Origin of the sequence: Klebsiella sp. SWET4 (genome assembly GCF_024296565.1) — a bacterium.
Lineage (GTDB): Bacteria > Pseudomonadota > Gammaproteobacteria > Enterobacterales > Enterobacteriaceae > Klebsiella > Klebsiella variicola.
Genome location: NZ_JANCOB010000024.1, coordinates 1 through 20,149, shown reverse-complemented (window position 1 = coordinate 20,149; position 20,149 = coordinate 1). Strand labels below are relative to the sequence as shown.

Sequence of the window (20,149 nt, the reverse complement as noted above, 5' to 3'; positions counted from 1 at the left end):
CGACAACTGGCAACGCCAGTTGGACAGACCGCGAGCCTGCGAGCGGGCTGCCCCGACAAAAACGCCGGGAGCGTTTTTGAACAACGCCTGCGTTGGCCCCGCAGGGGCGAGGCCCATGGATGGGCCGAGTAACGGCGAGCGAAGCGAGTCAATCCCCCCTCACCGCCATATTTTAAGAAGAGCTCGTACGCATGTACGGGCTTTTTTTTCGCTTGTGGCACCGCAGACATCCCCGGGGTCGGCAGCAATGCCTCCCCCGGCTACCAGACCGTACCCGCCAGGTAGCCCGGCTAAGCGCAGCGCCGCCGGGAGGATGCCCAAAAACAACAAAGCCCGGGCTAGCCCGGGCCTTGCTCACAGTATGACGATTAATAATAGGCTTTCAGCGTCCGCTGGCAGAGAGCCGAGCGCACGCAGTCATCGGTGGTGAAACGCACGATGCCGATCATCTCGTCTTCCTCAAAACGCGCCAGCGCATCACTCAGGCCAGATCTCACACCAGAGGGCAAATCGCACTGGGTGATATCGCCATTGACGATGACCGTCACGTTCTCCCCGAGGCGGGTTAAAAACATCTTCATTTGCGCAGCGGTCACGTTCTGGGCCTCGTCCAGAATCACCACCGCATTTTCAAAGGTACGTCCGCGCATATAGGCGAACGGCGCGATTTCCACCTTGCCGATTTCCGGACGCAGGCAGTACTGCATAAAGGAAGCCCCCAACCTTTTCACCAGCACATCGTAAACCGGTCGGAAATAGGGCGCGAACTTCTCGGCGATATCTCCCGGTAAGAAGCCAAGATCTTCATCGGCCTGCAGAACGGGACGGGTAACAATAATTCTGTCCACATCCTTATGGATCAGCGCTTCAGCTGCCTTCGCCGCACTGATCCAGGTCTTGCCGCATCCGGCTTCGCCGGTGGCGAAAATCAGCTGTTTATTGTCGATGGCATTCAGATAATGCGCCTGAGCTTCATTGCGCGCCTCAATTGGGGAAGTATCACGGCTGTCCCGCGCCATGCCAATTGCTTCTACGCCACTCATTTGCACAAGCGATGTGACCGATTCTTCTTCACGCTGTTTATGGCTACGTGAATCCCGTCTCAGCACACGTTTTGCTTCACGACGAGCTTTGATCACTGCTTTTTGTCTTCCCATGGATAGCACCTTGCGTTGTAGGTTTACATCACACGCGTCAACATCGACGCGACTATGCGCACGAACGATTGAGGTTTGGCTTCCTTGTAAGCCATTGCTTGCCGGTAGAACTGACAACGAGTCGCGGCTACGCGCACCGCGTACCCTGCCAAGGTGGTAATAATTCGAAGCGGAGGGAGAAAGAGTAAGAAAATCGCTGCCGGAAGCGGGGCTTCCGTGCTGAAGAGTACGGTCTGTGGTTTTACGTTGTCCGGTACGGGACCTTACCATTCGCGATCTCCATAGTGAAACGTCACACTGCCGGGAACTACCGCGTATGTAATAAGTACATCAAAAAAGATTCTTAATGCAACTTATTTTTCACAATGACGCAACAAATAGTTCTTAAGCAAGTGTAGGAGACTATCGGTCATTTGTATTACAGAAATATAACACATGGCAGGAAATATAATAAAAAAGAGAAAAACAGCAGAAAACGCCCTGCCCTCACGGACAGGGTCGGTATCAGGCCTGCAGCAGCGACTCTCCCAGATAGTGTTTTTCATCCACTACGCCGGGTAAAACAAAGAAGTAGCCCCCGCCGATGGGTTTGACGTACTCCTCCAGCGCCTCGCCGTTAAGCCGTTTCTGCACCGTCAGAAAACCCTTTTCCAGATCGTGCTGATAGCAAACGAATAACAGCCCCATATCCAGTTGTCCGGCGTTAGTGACGCCCAGCGAATAGCTGTAGCCGCGGCGCATCATCAGGCTGGACTGGGTTTCCGGCGTGCGAGGATTGGCCAGACGAATATGGCTATCCAGCGCAATGACTTCGCCGCCAGGATCTTTACTGTAATCCGGGGTATCGTGTTCGTTTTTCATCCCCAGCGGCGCACCGCTGTGCTTGTCGCGGCCAAAGATCGTCTGCTGCTCCTTGAGCGGCGTCCGATCCCAGAACTCCACGTGAAACTGGATAATTCGCGCCGCCTGATAGCTGCCGCCCACGGTCCAGGCCGGCTCGTCCTGATCGGCTGTCACCCACACGACTTTATCCATCAGCGCGCTGTCGTGGCTCGGCGGGTTAGCGGTGCCGTCCTTGAATCCCAGCAGGTTGATCGGGGTATCTTTGCCTTTACTGCGCGCCGCGCTGTCGGAGATAAACCCTTCCCGCTTCCAGCGCACACTCAGCAGATCCGGCGTATGTTTGATGACATCGCGCAGGGCGTGGATCACCGTATCCTGAGTATTGGCGCAGATCTGCAGCAGCAGGTCGCCATGGCACAGGGCGGCATCCAGTGAATCGTTGGGGAAGCGGGTCATCGGCTGCAGTTTTTTCGGCGCTTTATCCGCCAGGCCAAAACGCTCATCAAACAGTGAATGGCCAACCGAGACGGTCATGGTCAGGTTATCCGGTGCAATCCACGCCCCTAAGATGCCGGAATCCATCGGCGGCAGCCGGGGATTCGGCGTATCCGGCGCCGGGCCGCCCTGGGTTAAAAAGGCGATACGCTGGGTCAGCAGCCGAAACAGACGCTCGAGGTCAGCTTTATCTGACGCCAGCACATCGAACGCCACCAGCATCATCGAGGCCTGCTGCGGCGTCAGGATGCCCGCCTGATGCGGGCCGTAGAAGGGCTGTTTTTCCTGACGGGCGTCGGGTGTGAGCGTCCCGGGGGAACTTTCTGCTTTTGCCGCATGCGCCACCGGGCAGCCGCCGGTGATGGCCAGCGCGCCGCCAAGCGCGCCGATCCCTTTCAGTAAGCGACGACGTGACGGCTCGTTCACGTCGTGGGGTTTCTGTTGTGCCATCGACTTAGTCCAGACCCAGGATCCCGCGCAGCTGAGCCAGATCTTCCGCCAGGGTGGTGATCGGCCCTTTCAGCGCATTACGGTCAGCGGTGGTCAGCTTATCGTAGGTCTCGAAACCGTCTTTGGTGCGATATTTGCTGAGGATGCTGTCCACTTTCTTAAAGTTGGCGTCCACTTTCGCCAGCAGCGCGCTGTTCTCTTTTTGTAGCTGCGGACGCAGCAGGTCGACGATTTTCTGTGCGCCGTCAATGTTGGCCTGGAAGTCCCACAGGTCGGTGTGGCTGTAACGATCTTCTTCGCCGCTGATCTTGCTGGCTGCGACTTCCTCAATTAATCCTGCCGCCCCGCCCACCACTTTTGACGGCGGGAACGCCAGCTCGCTGATGCGTTTTTGCAGCTCCAGCACATCGCTGTTCAGCTGATCGGCATATTTTCCCATGCCCTTGACGCTGTTATCGCCAAACAGCGCCTTTTCCAGACGGTGGAAACCGGTGAATTTCGGATCTTCCGCTTTTTTCTCGAAGTCGTCTTCGCGGGCGTCGATGCTGCCGTCAAGGTCAGAGAACAGCTCGGCAATCGGCTCAATGCGCTCGTAATGCTGGCGCGTCGGGGCGTACAGCGCTTTCGCTTTTTCGATATCGCCCGCTTTCACCGCGTCGGTAAAGGCTTTGGTGCCGCTGACCAGCTGCGCGGTTTCCGCCGTCACATAGGCCTTATAAGCGGTGATCGCGTCGCCGAGGCTCAACACCGCATCCGCTTTCGCCGCGTCTTTGGTTGCTTCGCCGGTGACAATCAGTTTCCCTTTCGGGTTGGTGAGCAGGCCGCAGGTCATATCATATTCGCCTGGCTGCAGGTTAGCGGTGAGCTTTTGGGTAAAGCCCGGCGCGATGTTCTCACGCTCTTCTACCACCATGACCCCTTTCAGAATTTCCCACTCCAGCGCTTTCTGGCTATGGTTCTGAATAATAAACTGGGTTTTACCCGCTTTAACGGTCACCTGCATCGGCTCGCACTGCTTGTCGTTGACGGTGACTTTGACCTGCGGGATATCCGCAGCCTGAGCACCCAATGCAGAGCTGAGCAGCGCGGCCACGGTCGCCCGCAGCGCATTACGGCGAAAATGAATCATCATGATCATCCCTTTCGGTAAGTAGAGTGTCGCTTATAAGCTCGCAGCGCCCGGTCAGGCAGCCCGCGAGGCAGTGGTATTATTCCGCGGCGGCAGGGCAAACAGCACCAGCGCCGGGATCAGATAAAGCAGATAGACCGCCACTTCGCTAACGCTCGGGGTCTCCTGGTAGCCGAAGATCCCTTCAAGCAGTGTGCCGAACAGCGTATGCGTCGACAGCACGTTGCTCAGATCGAAGGCCGTATCCTGGAACAGGTTCCACAGGCCAGCCTCGTGGAAGGCGCGGATCGCCCCCGCGGCCAGGCCAGCGGCCACCAGCAGAATAAACAGGCTGGTCCATTTGAAGAACACGCCGAGGTTAAGGCGGATACCGCCCCAGTAGAGCAGGAAGCCCAGCACGATTGCCGTGGCCAGGCCCAGCAGCGCCCCCAGCGGCGGCCAGATGCCGACATCCTGCTGGAATGCCGCCAGCAGAAAGAAGACCGACTCCAGCCCCTCACGGGCAACGGCGAAAAAGACCATCATCACCAGCGCCCAGCCATGGTGATTACCGCGCTGCAGCGCCTTGTCCACGGCCTGCTCCAGTTGCTGTTTAACGTTGCGCGAGACATTGCGCATCCAGAAGACCATCCACGTCAGGATCACTACCGCGATGACCGCGACGATCCCCTCGAACAACTCCTGTTCGCGCTGAGGAAATTCCCCGGTGGTTTCGTTGATAAAAATGCCTAAGCCAAGACACAGCGCCGCCGCGAGGATCACGCCAATCCACATCACGCCAATCCAGTTGCCGCGCTGGGTGCGTTTCAGATAGCTGGCGATCAGGCTGACAATCAGCGCCGCCTCAAGGCCTTCGCGTAACATAATGAGAAATGGGACAAACATGCCAATACCCTTAAATGTAAAGCACCGTCAACGAATGCAAAAACAGGTAATATTTATGATAGTGATTATCATTACAATACTCAGAAACACAAGCGAAATGTTTAGAGAATGATGACTATCTGTAAATAAATCGCTGGCAAATAATGACTTACGAAAATATTCGCCTGTTATGAGGGAAAAGAATAAGCAAAGGATTTTTTACGCCAGATATTTACCCGTGGCGGCGGCTATGGCTAAATGGCGGCCTTATTGACCTGCGAAAAGAACAACATGACTGCATTTTTTCATTTCCTGCTGGCGCTGGTGGTGATCCTCGCCCTGGCCTGGCTTGTCAGCTACGACAGACAAAATATTCGTATTCGTTACATTCTCCAGTTGATTATTATCGAAATAGCGCTCGCCTTCTTTTTCCTGCACGCAGAAAGCGGCCTGTGGCTGGTGAAAAATATCTCCGGCTTTTTTGCTTCACTGTTAGGCTTTGCCGCCGAAGGGACCAATTTCGTCTTTGGCGGCATGAGCGAAAAAGGGTTAGCCTTTATTTTCCTGGGCGTCCTGTGTCCGATTGTGTTTATTTCCGCGCTGATTGGTATTCTTCAGCACTGGCGGATCCTGCCGATTTTCATTCGTGTCATCGGTACCCTGCTGTCGAAGGTAAACGGCATGGGTAAGCTGGAATCTTTCAACGCCGTCAGTTCGCTGATCCTCGGCCAGTCGGAAAACTTCATCGCCTACAAAGGCGTGCTGGGCGACCTCTCCTCACGGCGTCTGTTCACCATGGCGGCGACGGCCATGTCGACCGTGTCACTGTCGATCGTCGGCGCCTATATGACCATGCTGGATGCCAAATATGTCGTCGCGGCGCTGATCCTGAATATGTTCAGCACCTTTATCGTGCTGTCGGTGATTAACCCGACGCGGCCGGACAGCGAGCAGGAAATAAAACTCGAGAAGCTGCACGAATCGCAGAGTTTCTTTGAAATGCTCGGGGAATATATTCTGGCCGGCTTTAAAGTGGCGATGATTATTCTGGCGATGCTGATCGGCTTTATCGCCCTGATCAGCGCCATTAACGCGCTGTTCGCTACCCTGTTTGGTCTCAGCTTCCAGCAGATCCTCGGCTACGTCTTCTATCCGCTGGCCTGGCTTATCGGTATCCCGCTGAGCGATGCGCTGAACGCCGGCAGCATCATGGCCACCAAACTGGTCGCTAACGAATTTGTGGCGATGATTGAGCTGCAAAAGATTGCCGCCAGCATGACGCCGCGCGGGCTCGGCATTCTCTCGGTCTTCCTGGTGTCGTTTGCCAACTTTGCCTCGATCGGCATTATCGCCGGGGCGATCAAAGGCCTGAATGAACCGCAGGGCAATATCGTCTCCCGCTTCGGCCTGCGGCTGGTGTATAGCGCCACGCTGGTGAGCCTGCTTTCCGCCAGCTTCGCCGGGCTGGTGCTGTAAGACAAACGGCGGGGCTGCCCCCGCCGTTTACTCAGAACTGCACGCAGACCGGCTGGTCGACACGCATCACCGACTCCTGCGCGAAGCGTGATTTATAGCCCTGGCGCAGGGCTTCAATACCGGCCTCGCTCTGCGCATCGTTGCCATGGATCACCATCAGCGCCTTACTCTGCTCCCGCACCACCTGACCATTCTGGCCAAGCCACTGGCCGCGAGCATCAAACACCGTCAGCCCATCGCGAAAGCGCGGCGTGACGTCGCGGTCGACAAACTGTTGCCACTCTTCAGCAGTGATGTCTTTCCCCGCCGGGCGGCTCAGGCCGAAATAAAGCGTGGTTTGCACCATGGACCGATCCGCCGGGCAGGCGCCGGGCTTCGGCGCGCGGGTCGACGAACTTCCACCCGCCACGCAGCCGCTGAGTAACCCTGCCAGCACCAGCGCCATTGCACCCTGTCTGAACGTCATCTTTGCTATCCTCATTGTTATTAGTCAGGAAATATCAGCGGATTCTCAAATAATTAGCAAGGGTTATAATATTCCGGCCCGGCAACAGGCAAAAAAAAGCCCGCCAACGGCGGGCTCGTGAGCGTCAGATGACCTTACTCAGCCGTGGCGCGTACCGGCGGCGGCGTATGATAATGGGCATCCGCTTCGGCGAAGCGCTGCTGCATGCTGGCCGACGGCGCTTTATCCAGCAGGCTAAAGACCACAATCCCCAGGCTACCGAAGATAAAGCCCGGAATAATTTCATACAGGCCCAGCCAGCCAAACTGCTTCCAGACGATCACGGTCAGGGCGCCAATCACCATCCCGGCCAGCGCGCCGTTACGGGTCATGCGCGACCACATCACCGAGAACAGCACCACCGGACCAAAGGCGGCGCCGAAGCCAGCCCAGGCGTAGCTCACCAGTCCCAGCACGCGGTTTTCCGGATTGGCCGCCAGGGCAATCGCCACCAGGGCAACCACCAGCACCATCATTCGCCCCACCCACACCAGCTCTTTCTGGCCGGCGTTTTTACGCAGGAAGGCTTTATACAGATCTTCGGTGATTGCGCTGGAGCAGACCAGCAACTGACAGCTCAGGGTGGACATCACCGCCGCCAGAATCGCCGACAACAGGATCCCGGCAATCCACGGGTTAAACAGGATTTGCGCCAGTTCGATAAACACGCGCTCGGCATTCTGATTAACCGCGCCCGCCAGGCTCGGGTTGTTATTGAAGTAGGCAATCCCAAAGAAGCCGACCGCCACCGCGCCCGCCAGGCACAGGATCATCCAGGTCATACTGATGCGACGAGCATGAACGATACTGTGGTGCGAATCCGCCGCCATAAAGCGCGCCAGAATATGCGGCTGACCGAAATAGCCCAGCCCCCAGCCCATCAGCGAAATAATTGCCACGAAGTTCAGCCCCTTGAGCATGTCGATATTTTCGATGCTCTTTTGCTTAATGACTTCCAGCGAATCCCCAAAGCCGCCGACGGAAATAATCACGATCACCGGGGTGAGGATCAGGGCAAAAATCATCAGGCTGGCCTGCACGGTGTCGGTCCAGCTGACGGCGAGGAAACCGCCGACGAAGGTATAGATAATCGTCGCCGCCGCCCCGGCCCACAGTGCGGTTTCATAACTCATGCCGAAGGTGCTTTCAAACAGACGCGCCCCCGCCACAATTCCCGATGCACAATAGATGGTAAAGAACAGCAGAATAACCAGCGCTGAAATAATTCTCAGCACCCGGCTTTTATCTTCAAAACGGCCGGTAAAATAATCGGGCAGCGTCAGGGCGTTATTATTCACCTCGGTATGCACGCGCAGGCGCCCGGCTACCAGCTTCCAGTTAATCCACGCCCCCAGCGTTAAGCCAATGGCAATCCAGCTTTCGGAAATCCCGGAGAGAAAAATGGCGCCCGGCAGGCCCATCAGCAGCCAGCCGCTCATATCCGAGGCGCCGGCGGAAAGCGCGGTCACAAATGGCCCCAGACTCCGCCCCCCGAGAATATAATCATCAAAGTTTTTGGTCGAACGCCAGGCTATAAACCCTATTAAAACCATACCAAAAATATAAACAATAAATGTCACCAGCATCGGTGTGCTAATAGCCATGCAAAGTCTCCAGAATTTTTATCGACAGCATCCCGCTTCGTCGTTTTTTTCCACTACCGGAACGGGGTAATGGTGCGTTGTTTAATTGGGCGACCGTATCCTGACGGAAGCTTCGGTTTTGCACAAATGATTTAACACAGCATTTACACGAAAACCCGACAGCGCAAAACGTCATTTTTTTAGAGGTTGCACTCTCTCACGTTTTTAAAGGTTGCACCAAACAAAAGTGTTAACTCACGCATACAAATACCCTATGAGCACGGGGTTAAAATTCTGCTATTTTAGGCATTATTTTTAACAAATCCGCCATTTCACGGCTTGCGTCACAAGCCATAATTAACAAGGTTGCACAAAGTTGCAACATAGTGGATATTTCCATGCAACCGCATAAGCCTAACGATAAATGACAGGAGTTTTGAGCATGGGCACCACCACCATGGGTGTTAAGCTTGACGACGCAACTCGCGAGCGCATTAAGTCCGCCGCGAGCCGTATTGACCGCACGCCGCACTGGCTGATTAAACAGGCCATCTTCAATTATCTGGAAAAGCTGGAAAACGATGAGACGCTGCCTGAGCTGCCGGCGCTTCTGAACGGCGCCGCCAATGAAAGCGATGAAGCGGGTTCACCGGCGGAAGAGCCGTATCAACCGTTCCTCGAATTTGCCGAGCAGATCCTGCCGCAGTCGGTGAGCCGCGCAGCGATCACCGCCGCCTGGCGACGTCCGGAAACCGACGCGGTACCGATGCTGCTGGAACAGGCCCGACTGCCGCAGTCGCTGGGCGAACAGGCGCACAAGCTGGCGTATCAGCTGGCGGAAAAACTGCGCAACCAGAAGACCGCCAGCGGCCGCGCCGGCATGGTGCAGAGTCTGCTGCAGGAGTTCTCCCTCTCCTCACAGGAAGGGGTGGCGCTGATGTGCCTGGCGGAAGCCCTGCTGCGTATTCCGGATAAAGCCACCCGCGATGCGCTGATCCGCGACAAAATCAGCAACGGCAACTGGCAGTCGCACATCGGCCGCAGCCCGTCGTTGTTCGTCAACGCCGCCACCTGGGGGCTGCTGTTTACCGGGAAACTGGTGTCGACCCATAACGAGACCAGCCTCTCCCGCTCCCTGAACCGCATCATCGGTAAGAGCGGCGAACCGCTGATCCGCAAGGGCGTGGATATGGCGATGCGCCTGATGGGCGAGCAGTTCGTCACCGGCGAAACCATCGCCGAAGCGCTGGCTAACGCCCGCAAGCTGGAAGAAAAAGGGTTCCGCTACTCCTACGATATGCTCGGCGAAGCGGCGCTGACCGCCGCCGACGCTCAGGCCTATATGGTCTCTTATCAGCAGGCGATCCACGCCATCGGCAAAGCCTCCAACGGCCGCGGCATTTATGAAGGGCCGGGCATCTCCATTAAGCTCTCCGCGCTGCACCCGCGCTACAGCCGCGCGCAGTATGACCGGGTGATGGAAGAGCTTTACCCGCGTCTGAAATCGCTGACCCTGCTGGCGCGCCAGTACGACATCGGCATCAACATCGACGCCGAAGAGGCCGATCGTCTGGAGATCTCCCTCGATCTGCTGGAAAAACTGTGCTTCGAACCGGAGCTGGCCGGCTGGAACGGCATCGGCTTTGTTATTCAGGCCTACCAGAAGCGCTGTCCGTTTGTTATTGATTACCTGATTGACCTCGCCACCCGCAGCCGCCGTCGCCTGATGATCCGTCTGGTGAAAGGCGCCTACTGGGATAGCGAAATCAAACGCGCGCAGATGGAAGGCCTCGAAGGCTATCCGGTCTATACCCGCAAGGTTTACACCGACGTCTCCTACCTCGCCTGCGCGAAGAAGCTACTGGCGGTGCCGAACCTGATTTACCCGCAGTTCGCTACCCACAACGCCCATACCCTGGCGGCTATCTACCAGCTGGCGGGCCAGAACTACTACCCGGGCCAGTATGAGTTCCAGTGCCTGCACGGCATGGGCGAACCGCTGTACGAGCAGGTGGTGGGCAAAGTCGCCGACGGCAAACTGAACCGGCCGTGCCGGATCTACGCCCCGGTGGGCACCCACGAAACGCTGCTGGCGTATCTGGTGCGCCGTCTGCTGGAAAACGGCGCCAATACCTCTTTCGTCAACCGTATCGCGGACAATACCCTGCCGCTGGACGAGCTGGTGGCCGACCCGGTCAGCGCGGTAGAAAAACTGGCGCAGCAGGAAGGCCAGGCCGGCCTGCCGCATCCGAAAATCCCGCTGCCGCGCGATCTCTACGGCAGCGGCCGCAGCAACTCCGCCGGTCTCGATCTGGCGAACGAGCACCGTCTGGCCTCCCTCTCCTCTTCCCTGCTCAACAGCGCCCTGCATAAATGGCAGGCATTGCCGATGCTGGAGCAGCCAGTGGCCGAAGGCGAGATGCAGCCGGTGGTTAACCCGGCAGAGCCGAAAGATATCGTCGGCTACGTCCGCGAAGCCAGCGACGCCGAAGTGCAGCAGGCGCTGACCAGCGCTATCAACAATGCGCCGATCTGGTTCGCCACCCCGCCGCAGGAGCGCGCCGCCATTCTTGAGCGCGCCGCGGTGCTGATGGAAAGCCAGATGCCCACCCTGATGGGGATCCTGGTGCGCGAGGCGGGTAAAACCTTCAGCAACGCCATCGCCGAAGTACGCGAAGCCGTCGACTTCCTGCACTATTATGCCGGCCAGGTGCGCGACGATTTCGATAATGAAACCCACCGCCCGCTGGGCCCGGTGGTCTGTATCAGCCCGTGGAACTTCCCGCTGGCGATCTTCACCGGCCAGATTGCCGCCGCGCTGGCGGCCGGCAACAGCGTGCTGGCGAAACCAGCCGAGCAGACGCCGCTTATCGCCGCCCAGGGCGTGGCGATTCTGCTGGAGGCCGGCGTGCCGCCGGGCGTTATTCAACTGTTGCCGGGCCGCGGGGAGACCGTGGGCGCCGCGCTAACCTCCGATGAGCGCGTACGCGGCGTGATGTTCACCGGCTCCACCGAAGTGGCGACGCTGCTGCAGCGTAATATTGCCAGCCGCCTCGATCCCCAGGGTCGCCCGACGCCGCTGATCGCCGAAACCGGCGGGATGAACGCGATGATCGTCGACTCGTCGGCGCTGACCGAGCAGGTGGTGATCGACGTCCTGGCTTCCGCGTTCGACAGCGCCGGCCAGCGCTGCTCCGCCCTGCGCGTCCTCTGCCTGCAGGAAGAGGTCGCCGACCATACGTTGACCATGCTGCGCGGCGCCATGAGCGAGTGCCGGATGGGCAATCCGGGCCGGCTGACCACCGATATCGGCCCGGTTATCGACACGGAAGCGAAAGAGAATATTGAACGCCATATTCAGGCGATGCGCGCCAAAGGCCGCACCGTCTACCAGGCTGTGCGCGAGAATAGCGAAGACGCCCGCGAATGGCGCCACGGAACCTTCGTGCCGCCGACGCTTATCGAACTCGACAGCTTCGACGAGCTGAAAAAAGAGGTCTTCGGCCCGGTGCTGCACGTGGTGCGCTATAACCGTAACGAGCTGGACAAACTGGTGGAGCAGATTAACGCCTCTGGCTACGGCCTGACGCTCGGCGTGCATACCCGCATCGACGAGACCATCGCCCAGGTCACCGGCAGCGCGAAGGTGGGCAACCTGTACGTCAACCGCAATATGGTTGGCGCGGTGGTCGGCGTGCAGCCGTTCGGCGGCGAAGGGTTGTCCGGTACCGGTCCGAAAGCCGGCGGTCCGCTGTACCTGTACCGTCTGCTCTCCAGCCGTCCGCAGGACGCGGTTGGCGTGACCTTCGCCCGCCAGGATGCGGAGCGCCCGCTGGACGCCCAGCTGAAAACGCTGCTGGGAAAACCACTCCTGGCGCTGCAGCAGTGGGCGGCGGGCCGTCCTGAGCTGCAGGCGCTGTGCCAGCAGTACAGCGAGCAGGCGCAAAGCGGCACCCAACGCCTGCTGCCGGGGCCAACCGGCGAGCGCAATACCCTGACGCTGATGCCGCGCGAGCGCGTGCTGTGCGTGGCGGATAATGAACAGGATGCGCTGATCCAGCTGGCGGCTGTGCTGGCGGTGGGTTGTGAAGTATTGTGGCCGGACAGCGCCCTGCAGCGCGATCTGGCGAAGAAGCTGCCTCGGGAGGTCAGCGAGCGCATTCGCTTTGCCAAAGCGGAGCAGTTACCTGGCCAGGCCTTCGACGCGGTTATCTACCACGGCGATTCCGACCAGCTGCGCGAGCTGTGCGAGCAGGTGGCGGCGCGCGACGGGGCGATTGTCTCGGTGCAGGGCTTCGCCCGCGGCGAAACCAACCTGCTGCTGGAGCGGCTGTATATTGAGCGCTCGCTGAGCGTTAACACCGCGGCGGCAGGCGGTAACGCCAGCCTGATGACCATCGGCTAAAACAGGCGCCCCCGGTGGCGCTGCGCTTACCGGGGCTACATAACACCGCCAAAGAGTAGCCCGGATAAGGCGCTGTGCGCCGCCATCCGGGAAAGCGGCGCTGTGATCAGCTAATGACAGCCGACGTCAGCTGTGTTTAATTAAGGCTCCCGGACGGGAGCCTTTTTTATGGGAGCAGAACAATGAAACGCACGTTATTTGCCGTGATGGCCCTGCTGGCCAGCGGCGCGGCGCTGGCGGACGAGTGCAGCAACGCCAATACCCAAACCGAAATGAATCAGTGCGCGGCCGCGCAGTATCAGGCGGCCGACAAAAAGCTGAATGACACCTGGCAGCATGCCCTGCAGCGGGCGGTGGGTAAGCAACAAACATTACTGAAGCAGGCGCAGCAGGCATGGATCGCCCTGCGCGACGCCGATTGCGCCTTTCTCGCGTCCGGCGCCGAAGGCGGCAGCATGCAGCCGATGCTGGTAAGCCAGTGCATGACCGATAAGAGCGTGGAGCGGGAGTCTTTCCTCGCCTCGCTGCTGCAGTGCGAGGATGGCGATCAAAGCTGCCCACTGCCGCCGGCCAATTAACGGACGCGAATGCCTTCGATAATCATCCGCTGGACATTATCGACCGTTTGTTCAAAAAAGGCCGCATCCTGCAGCGTGGCGCCGGTGACCGCCTCCACCTGGGTGGCGAAGTCGGCGTAATGCTGGGTGGTGGCCCAGATCATAAAGATTAAATGCTGCGGATCGACCGGCGCCAGCTTGCCGCGGTCGATCCAGCCGGAGACAATCGCCGATTTCTCATCGACCAGCGCTTTCAGGTCCCCGGTCAGTTCGCCCATCAGCAGCGGCGCCCCCTGCAGCATCTCGAGGCAGAAGAGCTTCGAGGCCTGGGGGTGATCGCGGGACACCTCCAGCTTCAGGCGAATATATTCGCGGATCGCCACCAGCGGGCTGATATCCTCACGAAACGCCTTCAGCGGCGCCAGCCAGATGGCGAGGATCTGCTGCAGGACAGCCACATACAGCGCCTCTTTCGAAGGGTAGTAATAGAGCAGATTGGTTTTCGATACCCCGGCGCGCTCAGCCACCTGCTCCAGTCGCGTACCGTGAATACCAAATTGCGAAAATGCCTCCAGCGCGGCGGCCAGGATGGCCTCCTTTTTGGCGCTGACCGCTTGTGAACGTTTGCCGTTTTTCTTCACCGCGCCCTGTGCCATACATCCTCTCCTTCAGTTGACGCCACCAGCATAGCAAAAGCCCCGCGCCGACACGACCCCGTGCACCCTGATTGCGCATGACTGCCGTTTTTTCGTGCACTGATTTTGACCATCCAGTCCACTTTTTTATCGTCCTTTTTAGCAACTCAAAAGTAACACATTAATAACATTAGCATTTATAAAACTGGCATCGCGTTTGCTTTAGCTCTTCTGCGAGGTGGTCCAGGGAGAGGCAGGATGCCGCACCACCGCAACTCCATCTTCCATGACTGCAGAGAGGTAGGTATGAAAATTGGTGTTTTCGTTCCCATTGGCAACAACGGCTGGCTGATTTCCACCCATGCCCCGCAGTATATGCCGACCTTCGAACTGAATAAGGCTATCGTGCAGAAGGCCGAGCACTACCATTTCGACTTCGCGCTCTCCATGATCAAGCTGCGCGGCTTCGGCGGGAAAACTGAATTCTGGGATCACAACCTGGAGTCCTTCACCCTGATGGCCGGCTTGGCCGCGGTGACCTCGAAGATCCAGATCTACGCCACCGCCGCCACCCTGACGCTGCCGCCGGCGATTGTCGCCCGAATGGCCTCCACTATCGACTCCATCTCCGGCGGCCGGTTTGGCGTCAATCTGGTGACCGGCTGGCAAAAACCGGAATATGACCAGATGGGCATGTGGCCGGGAGATGACTATTTCGCCAGCCGCTATGACTATCTCACCGAATACGTTCAGGTGCTCCGTGACCTGTGGGGCACCGGGCGCAGCGATTTCAAAGGTGATTACTTCACCATGAACGACTGCCGGGTCAGCCCGCGCCCTTCGCAGCCGATGAAGGTGATCTGCGCCGGGCAGAGCGATGCCGGTATGGCCTTCTCCGCCCAGCACGCGGACTACAACTTCTGCTTTGGCAAAGGAGTCAACACGCCAACGGCCTTTGCCCCAACCGCCGCACGCATGATGCAGGCGGCGGAAAAAACCGGCCGCGACGTGGGGTCCTATGTGCTGTTTATGGTGATCGCCGACGAAACCGACGAGGCGGCGCGCGCCAAATGGGAACATTACAAAGCGGGCGCCGATGAAGAAGCGCTGGCGTGGCTCACCGAGCAGAGTCAGAAAGACACCCGCTCCGGCAGCGATACCAACGTGCGCCAGATGGCCGACCCCACCTCGGCGGTCAACATTAACATGGGCACCCTTGTCGGATCGTATGCCAGCGTCGCGCGGATGCTCGATGAAGTGGCGAGCGTGCCCGGCACCGACGGCGTGCTGCTGACCTTTGATGATTTTCTTGCCGGCATCGACGCCTTTGGCGAACGCATTCAGCCGCTGATGCGCTGCCGGGACCACATTGCTCCTGTTACCCGTGAGGTGGCCTGATGATTACCCTTCCCGCTCGCCCGGAATCCCTGACCTTCGCGCCGCAGCAGAGCGCGCTGATTGTGGTCGATATGCAGAATGCCTACGCCAGTCAGGGAGGTTATCTGGATCTCGCCGGCTTTGACGTCTCCGCCACCCGGCCGGTTATCGACAATATTAATACCGCCGTCGCCGCCGCCCGCGCCGCGGGCATGCTGATTATCTGGTTCCAGAATGGCTGGGATGACCAGTATGTTGAAGCTGGCGGCCCGGGCTCGCCGAACTATCACAAATCCAACGCGCTGAAAACGATGCGTCAGCGTCCGGAGCTGCAGGGCAAGCTGCTGGCGAAAGGCGGCTGGGATTATCAGCTGGTGGATGAGCTGACGCCGCAGGAAGGCGATATCGTGTTGCCGAAACCGCGTTACAGCGGCTTCTTTAACACCCCGCTCGACAGCATTTTACGCAGCCGCGGCATACGCCACCTGGTGTTCACCGGGATCGCCACCAACGTCTGCGTCGAATCGACGCTGCGCGATGGCTTCTTTCTCGAATACTTCGGCATCGTGCTGGAGGATGCCACCCATCAGGCCGGCCCGGCCTTCGCCCAGCAGGCGGCGCTGTTCAATATTGAAACCTTTTTCGGCTGGGTCAGCGACGTCGAGAGCTTCTGCCACGCGCTGTCCCCCGCCACCCCGCTGTCTTTAGCCAAGGAGAAACGTTATGCCTAAACAGGTGATTATTCCGCCAGGCACCACCACGCCGATTGCCCCCTTTGTTCCGGGAACGCTCGCCGACGGGGTGGTCTACGTCTCAGGCACCCTGCCGTTTGATAAGCAAAACAATGTGGTGCACATCGGCGACCCAAAGGCGCAAACCCGCCACGTGCTGGAGACCATCAAGAGCGTTATCGAAACGGCGGGCGGGAGTATGGCGGATGTGACTTTCAACAGCATCTTTATCACCGACTGGACAAATTACGCCGCGATTAACGAGGTCTACGCCGAGTTCTTCCCCGGCGATAAACCGGCCCGCTTCTGCATTCAGTGCGGACTGGTGAAGCCTGATGCGCTGGTGGAAATCGCCAGCGTCGCCCATATCGGCGCCCCGACATGATGAGGCTCAATATTGCTCCAGCCCCATGGCCCGGCGCGCCGGTGGTGGTCCTCAGCGCCGGTTTAGGCGGCGGCGGCGGCTACTGGCTGGCGCAGCGCGCGGCGCTGGAGGCACAGTATCAGCTGGTGAGTTATGACCATAACGGGACCGGGGAAAACGCCGGCCCGCTGCCCGTCGACTACAGCATGGCGACGATGGCCCAGGAGCTGTTCAGCGCCCTGCAGGCGACGGGGATCACCCGCTTTGCGCTGGTGGGCCACGCCCTGGGGGCGCTGATTGGCCTGCAGCTGGCGCTCGATCGCCCCGAGGCGGTGAGCGCCCTGGTGCTGGTCAACGGCTGGCTGACGCTGTCGCCGCACACCCGCCGCTGCTTCCTGGTGCGCGAGCGTCTGCTGCATGCCGGCGGCGCGCAGGCGTGGGTTGAAGCGCAACCACTGTTTCTCTACCCGGCGGAATGGATGGCCGCGCGCCTGCCGCGCCTCGAAGCGGAAGATGCGCTTGCCATCAGCCATTTTCAGGGCAAAGAGAATCTGCTGAAGCGGCTGCAGGCCCTGAAGCAGGCTGATTTTTCACGCCGTGCTGCGGCCATCGCCTGCCCGACGCTGATTGTCAGCGCCGCTGACGACCTGCTGGTCCCGGCCTCCTGCTCCCGCGTGCTGCAGGCGGCGATCCCCGGCAGCCAGCGTGTGGAGATGCCGTGGGGCGGCCATGCCTGTAACGTCACCGACGCCGATACCTTTAATACCATTTTATGCGACGGGCTGGCCGCTATGCTGCCGGTCGCCAGGGAGATCTAATGAACGATGCGATAAACCACACGGCCTGCGAGACGCTGTTTACCCAGGCCCGGACCCACAACGGCTGGCTGGATAAGCCGGTGAGCGACGCGCAACTGCAGGCCATCTGGGACCTGATGAAAATGGGGCCCACCTCCGCCAACTGTTCGCCAGCGCGCATCGTGTTCGTCCGCAGCGCGGAAGGCAAAGAGAAGCTCCGCCCAACGCTCTCCAGCGGCAATCTGCAGAAAACCATGCAGGCGCCGGTGACCGCCATCGTGGCATGGGATAGCGCCTTCTACGACCGGCTACCGATCCTGTTTCCCCACGGTGACGCCCGCAGCTGGTTTACCTCCAGCCCGCAGCTGGCGGAAGAGACCGCGTTTCGCAACAGCTCGCTGCAGGCGGCGTACCTGATTTTCGCCTGCCGCGCGCTGGGCCTCGACACCGGGCCGATGTCCGGTTTTGACCGGGAAAAAGTCGACGCGGCGTTTTTTGCCGACAACGGCTGGAAAAGCAACCTGCTGGTGAACATCGGCTATGGCGACCCCGGCAAGCTGTATGGTCGCCTGCCGCGTCTGTCCTTTGATGAAGCCTGCCTGCTGGCATAAGGAGTTGGCGATGGAGTTAGCGGACAAAGCGAGTTTTCGTGACGCCATGGCCCACGTCGGCGCCGCGGTTAACATTATTACCACCGATGGCCCGGCGGGCCGGGCGGGGTTCACCGCCAGCGCGGTCTGCAGCGTCACCGATACGCCGCCGACCCTGCTGGTCTGCCTGAACCGCTCAGCCTCGGTGTGGCCGGTGTTCAGCGAACACCACACGCTGTGCGTCAATACCCTGGCGGCGGGACAGGAGGCCCTGTCGACGCTGTTTGGCGGTAAAACGGCAATGGACGAGCGTTTTGCCGCCGCCGACTGGCAGACCGGCGCCACCGGCTGTCCGCGGCTGGAGGCGGCGCTGGTCAGCTTTGACTGCCGCATCGACCAGCGCGTCAGCGTCGGGACGCACGACATTCTGTTTTGTCACGTCGTGGCCATTACCCGTCACCCGGAGCCCCGGGGACTGATGTGGTTTGACCGCGGTTATCACACGCTTATGCGACCCGCTTGTTAACCTTTAACCCGGGATATCATCATGGCACTCTTCGATTTTCCTCGCTGGAAGTTGACCTCCCCCGCCGCTGAGTCCGGCGTTGTCGCCCCCGATGAACGCTTGTCGGCCGGGCAAACGCTGGTGATGGGCGTGCAGCACGCCGTTGCGATGTTCGGTGCGACGGTGCTGATGCCGTTGTTGATGGGGCTCGACCCCAACCTGTCGATTCTGATGTCGGGCGTCGGCACTCTGCTGTTCTTTGTCGTCACCGGCGGACGGGTGCCGAGCTATCTCGGCTCCAGCGCCGCTTTTGTCGGGGTGGTGATCGCCATTACCGGCTTTAACGGCCAGGGGCTGAACCCTCATCTGAGCGTCGCCCTTGGCGGGATCATCGCCTGCGGGCTGGTTTACACCCTGATTGGTCTGGTGGTGATGAAGATCGGCACCCGCTGGATCGAGCGCCTGATGCCGCCGGTGGTGACCGGCGCGGTGGTGATGGCAATCGGCCTGAACCTGGCGCCGATTGCCGTGCGCAGCGTCTCCGCCAGCGCCTTCGACAGCTGGATGGCGGTGTTGACCGTGCTCTGCATCGGCATAGTCGCGGTATTTACCCGCGGGATGCTGCAGCGTCTGCTGATCCTGGTCGGCCTGATCGTCGCCTGCGCACTGTACGCCCTGCTGGCTAACGGCTTTGGCCTTGGCAAGCCGCTGGACTTCTCCCCCCTCGCCCAGGCGGCGTGGTTCGGGCTGCCGCACTTTACCACCCCATCCTTTAACGGTCAGGCGATGATGTTGATTGCGCCGGTCGCGGTGATCCTGGTGGCCGAGAACCTCGGGCACCTGAAGGCCGTCGCCGGGATGACCGGGCGCAATATGGACCCGTACATGGGGCGCGCCTTCGTCGGCGACGGGCTGGCGACCATGCTCTCCGGCTCGGTGGGCGGCAGCGGGGTCACGACCTATGCGGAGAACATTGGCGTCATGGCGGTGACCAAGGTCTACTCGACGCTGGTCTTTGTCGCCGCGGCGCTGATCGCGATGCTGCTCGGCTTCTCGCCGAAGTTTGGCGCATTAATCCACACCATTCCCGGGCCGGTGATCGGCGGCGCCTCGATCGTGGTCTTTGGCCTGATCGCGGTCGCCGGGGCGCGGATCTGGGTACAAAACCGCGTCGACCTCAGCCAGAACAGCAATTTGATCATGGTGTCGGTGACCCTGGTGCTGGGCGCCGGCGATTTCGCGCTGTCGCTGGGCGGCTTTACGCTGGGCGGAATTGGTACGGCCACCTTCGGGGCGATCCTGCTGCACGCGCTGCTTCATCGCGGGACGCGCGAGGCGAAGGAGGCCAGGGTAACGCCGGTGTAAGCCACATTAGCGCCGCGTTGGCGCGTGGGCCTGGGTGGTGTGAGCCTGTAGGCCGGATAAGGCATTTATGCCGCCATCCGGCACCGCCGCAGGTACGGAGCCTGACTGCCCGGCGGCGCTGCGCTGACGCGGGCCGACTGACCGTCAGGGCTGGATAATTTGATACGGTTATCGGTTTGCAACGGTTTCGCCCCGGCAAAACGGTTGTTCTGTGTTATTTACGGGCAGATGGCGCTCCCGATAGGTCTTCTGCGTTATGCCTCTCCTGGCGCAGGGAGCGCACAGGGGGCGGCCAGTCGCCGCCGCCCCCTGTACCCCCGG

The 20,149-nt window shown here is 59.7% G+C and carries 17 protein-coding genes; 10 read left to right on the top strand and 7 right to left on the bottom strand.

Going from position 1 to position 20,149, the window contains the following annotated elements:
- Positions 1 to 368: 368 nt before the first annotated feature.
- From phoH to efeU, 4 genes are all read right to left on the bottom strand, one after another.
- Positions 369 to 1,157 carry a phosphate starvation-inducible protein PhoH gene (phoH, locus tag NKJ21_RS27030; protein WP_002898923.1) on the bottom strand — a complete coding sequence of 263 codons (789 nt, stop codon included), beginning with the start codon at positions 1,155 to 1,157 and terminating at the stop codon, positions 369 to 371.
- Between the two features lie 504 nt (positions 1,158 to 1,661).
- Complete coding sequence (gene efeB / locus NKJ21_RS27025; RefSeq protein ID WP_254733370.1) at positions 1,662 to 2,945, bottom strand: iron uptake transporter deferrochelatase/peroxidase subunit; 1,284 nt, start codon at positions 2,943 to 2,945, stop codon at positions 1,662 to 1,664.
- A gap of 4 nt (positions 2,946 to 2,949) precedes the next feature.
- Complete coding sequence (efeO, locus tag NKJ21_RS27020) at positions 2,950 to 4,077, bottom strand: iron uptake system protein EfeO (RefSeq protein WP_012542259.1); 1,128 nt, start codon at positions 4,075 to 4,077, stop codon at positions 2,950 to 2,952.
- A 51-nt stretch (positions 4,078 to 4,128) separates the two neighbouring features.
- Entirely contained in the window at positions 4,129 to 4,959 is an 831-nt protein-coding gene (gene efeU / locus NKJ21_RS27015; protein WP_008805948.1) for an iron uptake transporter permease EfeU, read from the bottom strand.
- Positions 4,960 to 5,229: 270 nt separating this feature from the next.
- Between efeU and NKJ21_RS27010 the strand changes: the two genes are divergently transcribed.
- Complete coding sequence (locus NKJ21_RS27010; protein WP_012968585.1) at positions 5,230 to 6,414, top strand: NupC/NupG family nucleoside CNT transporter; 1,185 nt, start codon at positions 5,230 to 5,232, stop codon at positions 6,412 to 6,414.
- A 31-nt stretch (positions 6,415 to 6,445) separates the two neighbouring features.
- Here the strand turns inward: NKJ21_RS27010 and NKJ21_RS27005 are convergent, their stop codons facing one another.
- Positions 6,446 to 6,880, bottom strand: coding sequence for a DUF3574 domain-containing protein (locus NKJ21_RS27005; RefSeq protein WP_008805946.1), 435 nt, complete (start codon positions 6,878 to 6,880; stop codon positions 6,446 to 6,448).
- 134 nt (positions 6,881 to 7,014) lie between these two features.
- On the bottom strand, positions 7,015 to 8,523 hold the full coding sequence (putP, locus tag NKJ21_RS27000; RefSeq protein WP_008805945.1) for a sodium/proline symporter PutP: 1,509 nt from the start codon (positions 8,521 to 8,523) through the stop codon (positions 7,015 to 7,017).
- A gap of 421 nt (positions 8,524 to 8,944) precedes the next feature.
- On the opposite strand from putP, the gene putA reads away from it, so the two are divergent.
- Together putA and NKJ21_RS26990 are read left to right on the top strand one after the other, a co-directional pair.
- On the top strand, positions 8,945 to 12,907 hold the full coding sequence (putA, locus tag NKJ21_RS26995; protein WP_110192766.1) for a trifunctional transcriptional regulator/proline dehydrogenase/L-glutamate gamma-semialdehyde dehydrogenase: 3,963 nt from the start codon (positions 8,945 to 8,947) through the stop codon (positions 12,905 to 12,907).
- A gap of 182 nt (positions 12,908 to 13,089) precedes the next feature.
- On the top strand, positions 13,090 to 13,485 hold the full coding sequence (locus NKJ21_RS26990) for a lysozyme inhibitor LprI family protein (RefSeq protein WP_023339876.1): 396 nt from the start codon (positions 13,090 to 13,092) through the stop codon (positions 13,483 to 13,485).
- Here NKJ21_RS26990 and rutR read toward each other — a convergent pair.
- Entirely contained in the window at positions 13,482 to 14,120 is a 639-nt protein-coding gene (gene rutR, locus NKJ21_RS26985; RefSeq protein ID WP_004204508.1) for an HTH-type transcriptional regulator RutR, read from the bottom strand. The two genes, NKJ21_RS26990 and rutR, sit on opposite strands and share 4 nt — an antisense overlap.
- 285 nt (positions 14,121 to 14,405) lie before the next feature.
- Between rutR and rutA the strand changes: the two genes are divergently transcribed.
- Genes rutA through rutG form a run of 7 tightly spaced genes read left to right on the top strand, consistent with a single transcriptional unit; the run spans position 14,406 to position 19,828 of the window.
- Positions 14,406 to 15,497, top strand: coding sequence for a pyrimidine utilization protein A (gene rutA, locus NKJ21_RS26980; RefSeq protein WP_004204507.1), 1,092 nt, complete (start codon positions 14,406 to 14,408; stop codon positions 15,495 to 15,497).
- Positions 15,497 to 16,207 (top strand): pyrimidine utilization protein B, encoded by a 711-nt coding sequence (rutB, locus tag NKJ21_RS26975; RefSeq protein WP_008805941.1) that lies wholly within the window; start codon positions 15,497 to 15,499, stop codon positions 16,205 to 16,207. The genes rutA and rutB overlap by 1 nt, the downstream gene beginning before the upstream one ends.
- Positions 16,200 to 16,592 carry a pyrimidine utilization protein C gene (rutC, locus tag NKJ21_RS26970; protein WP_012542267.1) on the top strand — a complete coding sequence of 131 codons (393 nt, stop codon included), beginning with the start codon at positions 16,200 to 16,202 and terminating at the stop codon, positions 16,590 to 16,592. The genes rutB and rutC overlap by 8 nt, the downstream gene beginning before the upstream one ends.
- Positions 16,589 to 17,389 (top strand): pyrimidine utilization protein D, encoded by an 801-nt coding sequence (gene rutD, locus NKJ21_RS26965; protein WP_038422325.1) that lies wholly within the window; start codon positions 16,589 to 16,591, stop codon positions 17,387 to 17,389. Before rutC ends, rutD begins: the two co-directional genes overlap by 4 nt.
- Positions 17,389 to 17,979, top strand: a complete 591-nt coding sequence (locus NKJ21_RS26960) for a malonic semialdehyde reductase (protein WP_012968591.1) — start codon at positions 17,389 to 17,391, stop codon at positions 17,977 to 17,979. The genes rutD and NKJ21_RS26960 overlap by 1 nt, the downstream gene beginning before the upstream one ends.
- A 10-nt stretch (positions 17,980 to 17,989) precedes the next feature.
- Complete coding sequence (gene rutF / locus NKJ21_RS26955; RefSeq protein ID WP_012968592.1) at positions 17,990 to 18,484, top strand: NADH-dependent FMN reductase RutF; 495 nt, start codon at positions 17,990 to 17,992, stop codon at positions 18,482 to 18,484.
- A 21-nt stretch (positions 18,485 to 18,505) separates the two neighbouring features.
- Positions 18,506 to 19,828 carry a pyrimidine utilization transport protein G gene (gene rutG / locus NKJ21_RS26950; RefSeq protein WP_008805937.1) on the top strand — a complete coding sequence of 441 codons (1,323 nt, stop codon included), beginning with the start codon at positions 18,506 to 18,508 and terminating at the stop codon, positions 19,826 to 19,828.
- The last annotated feature ends 321 nt before the right edge of the window (positions 19,829 to 20,149 follow it).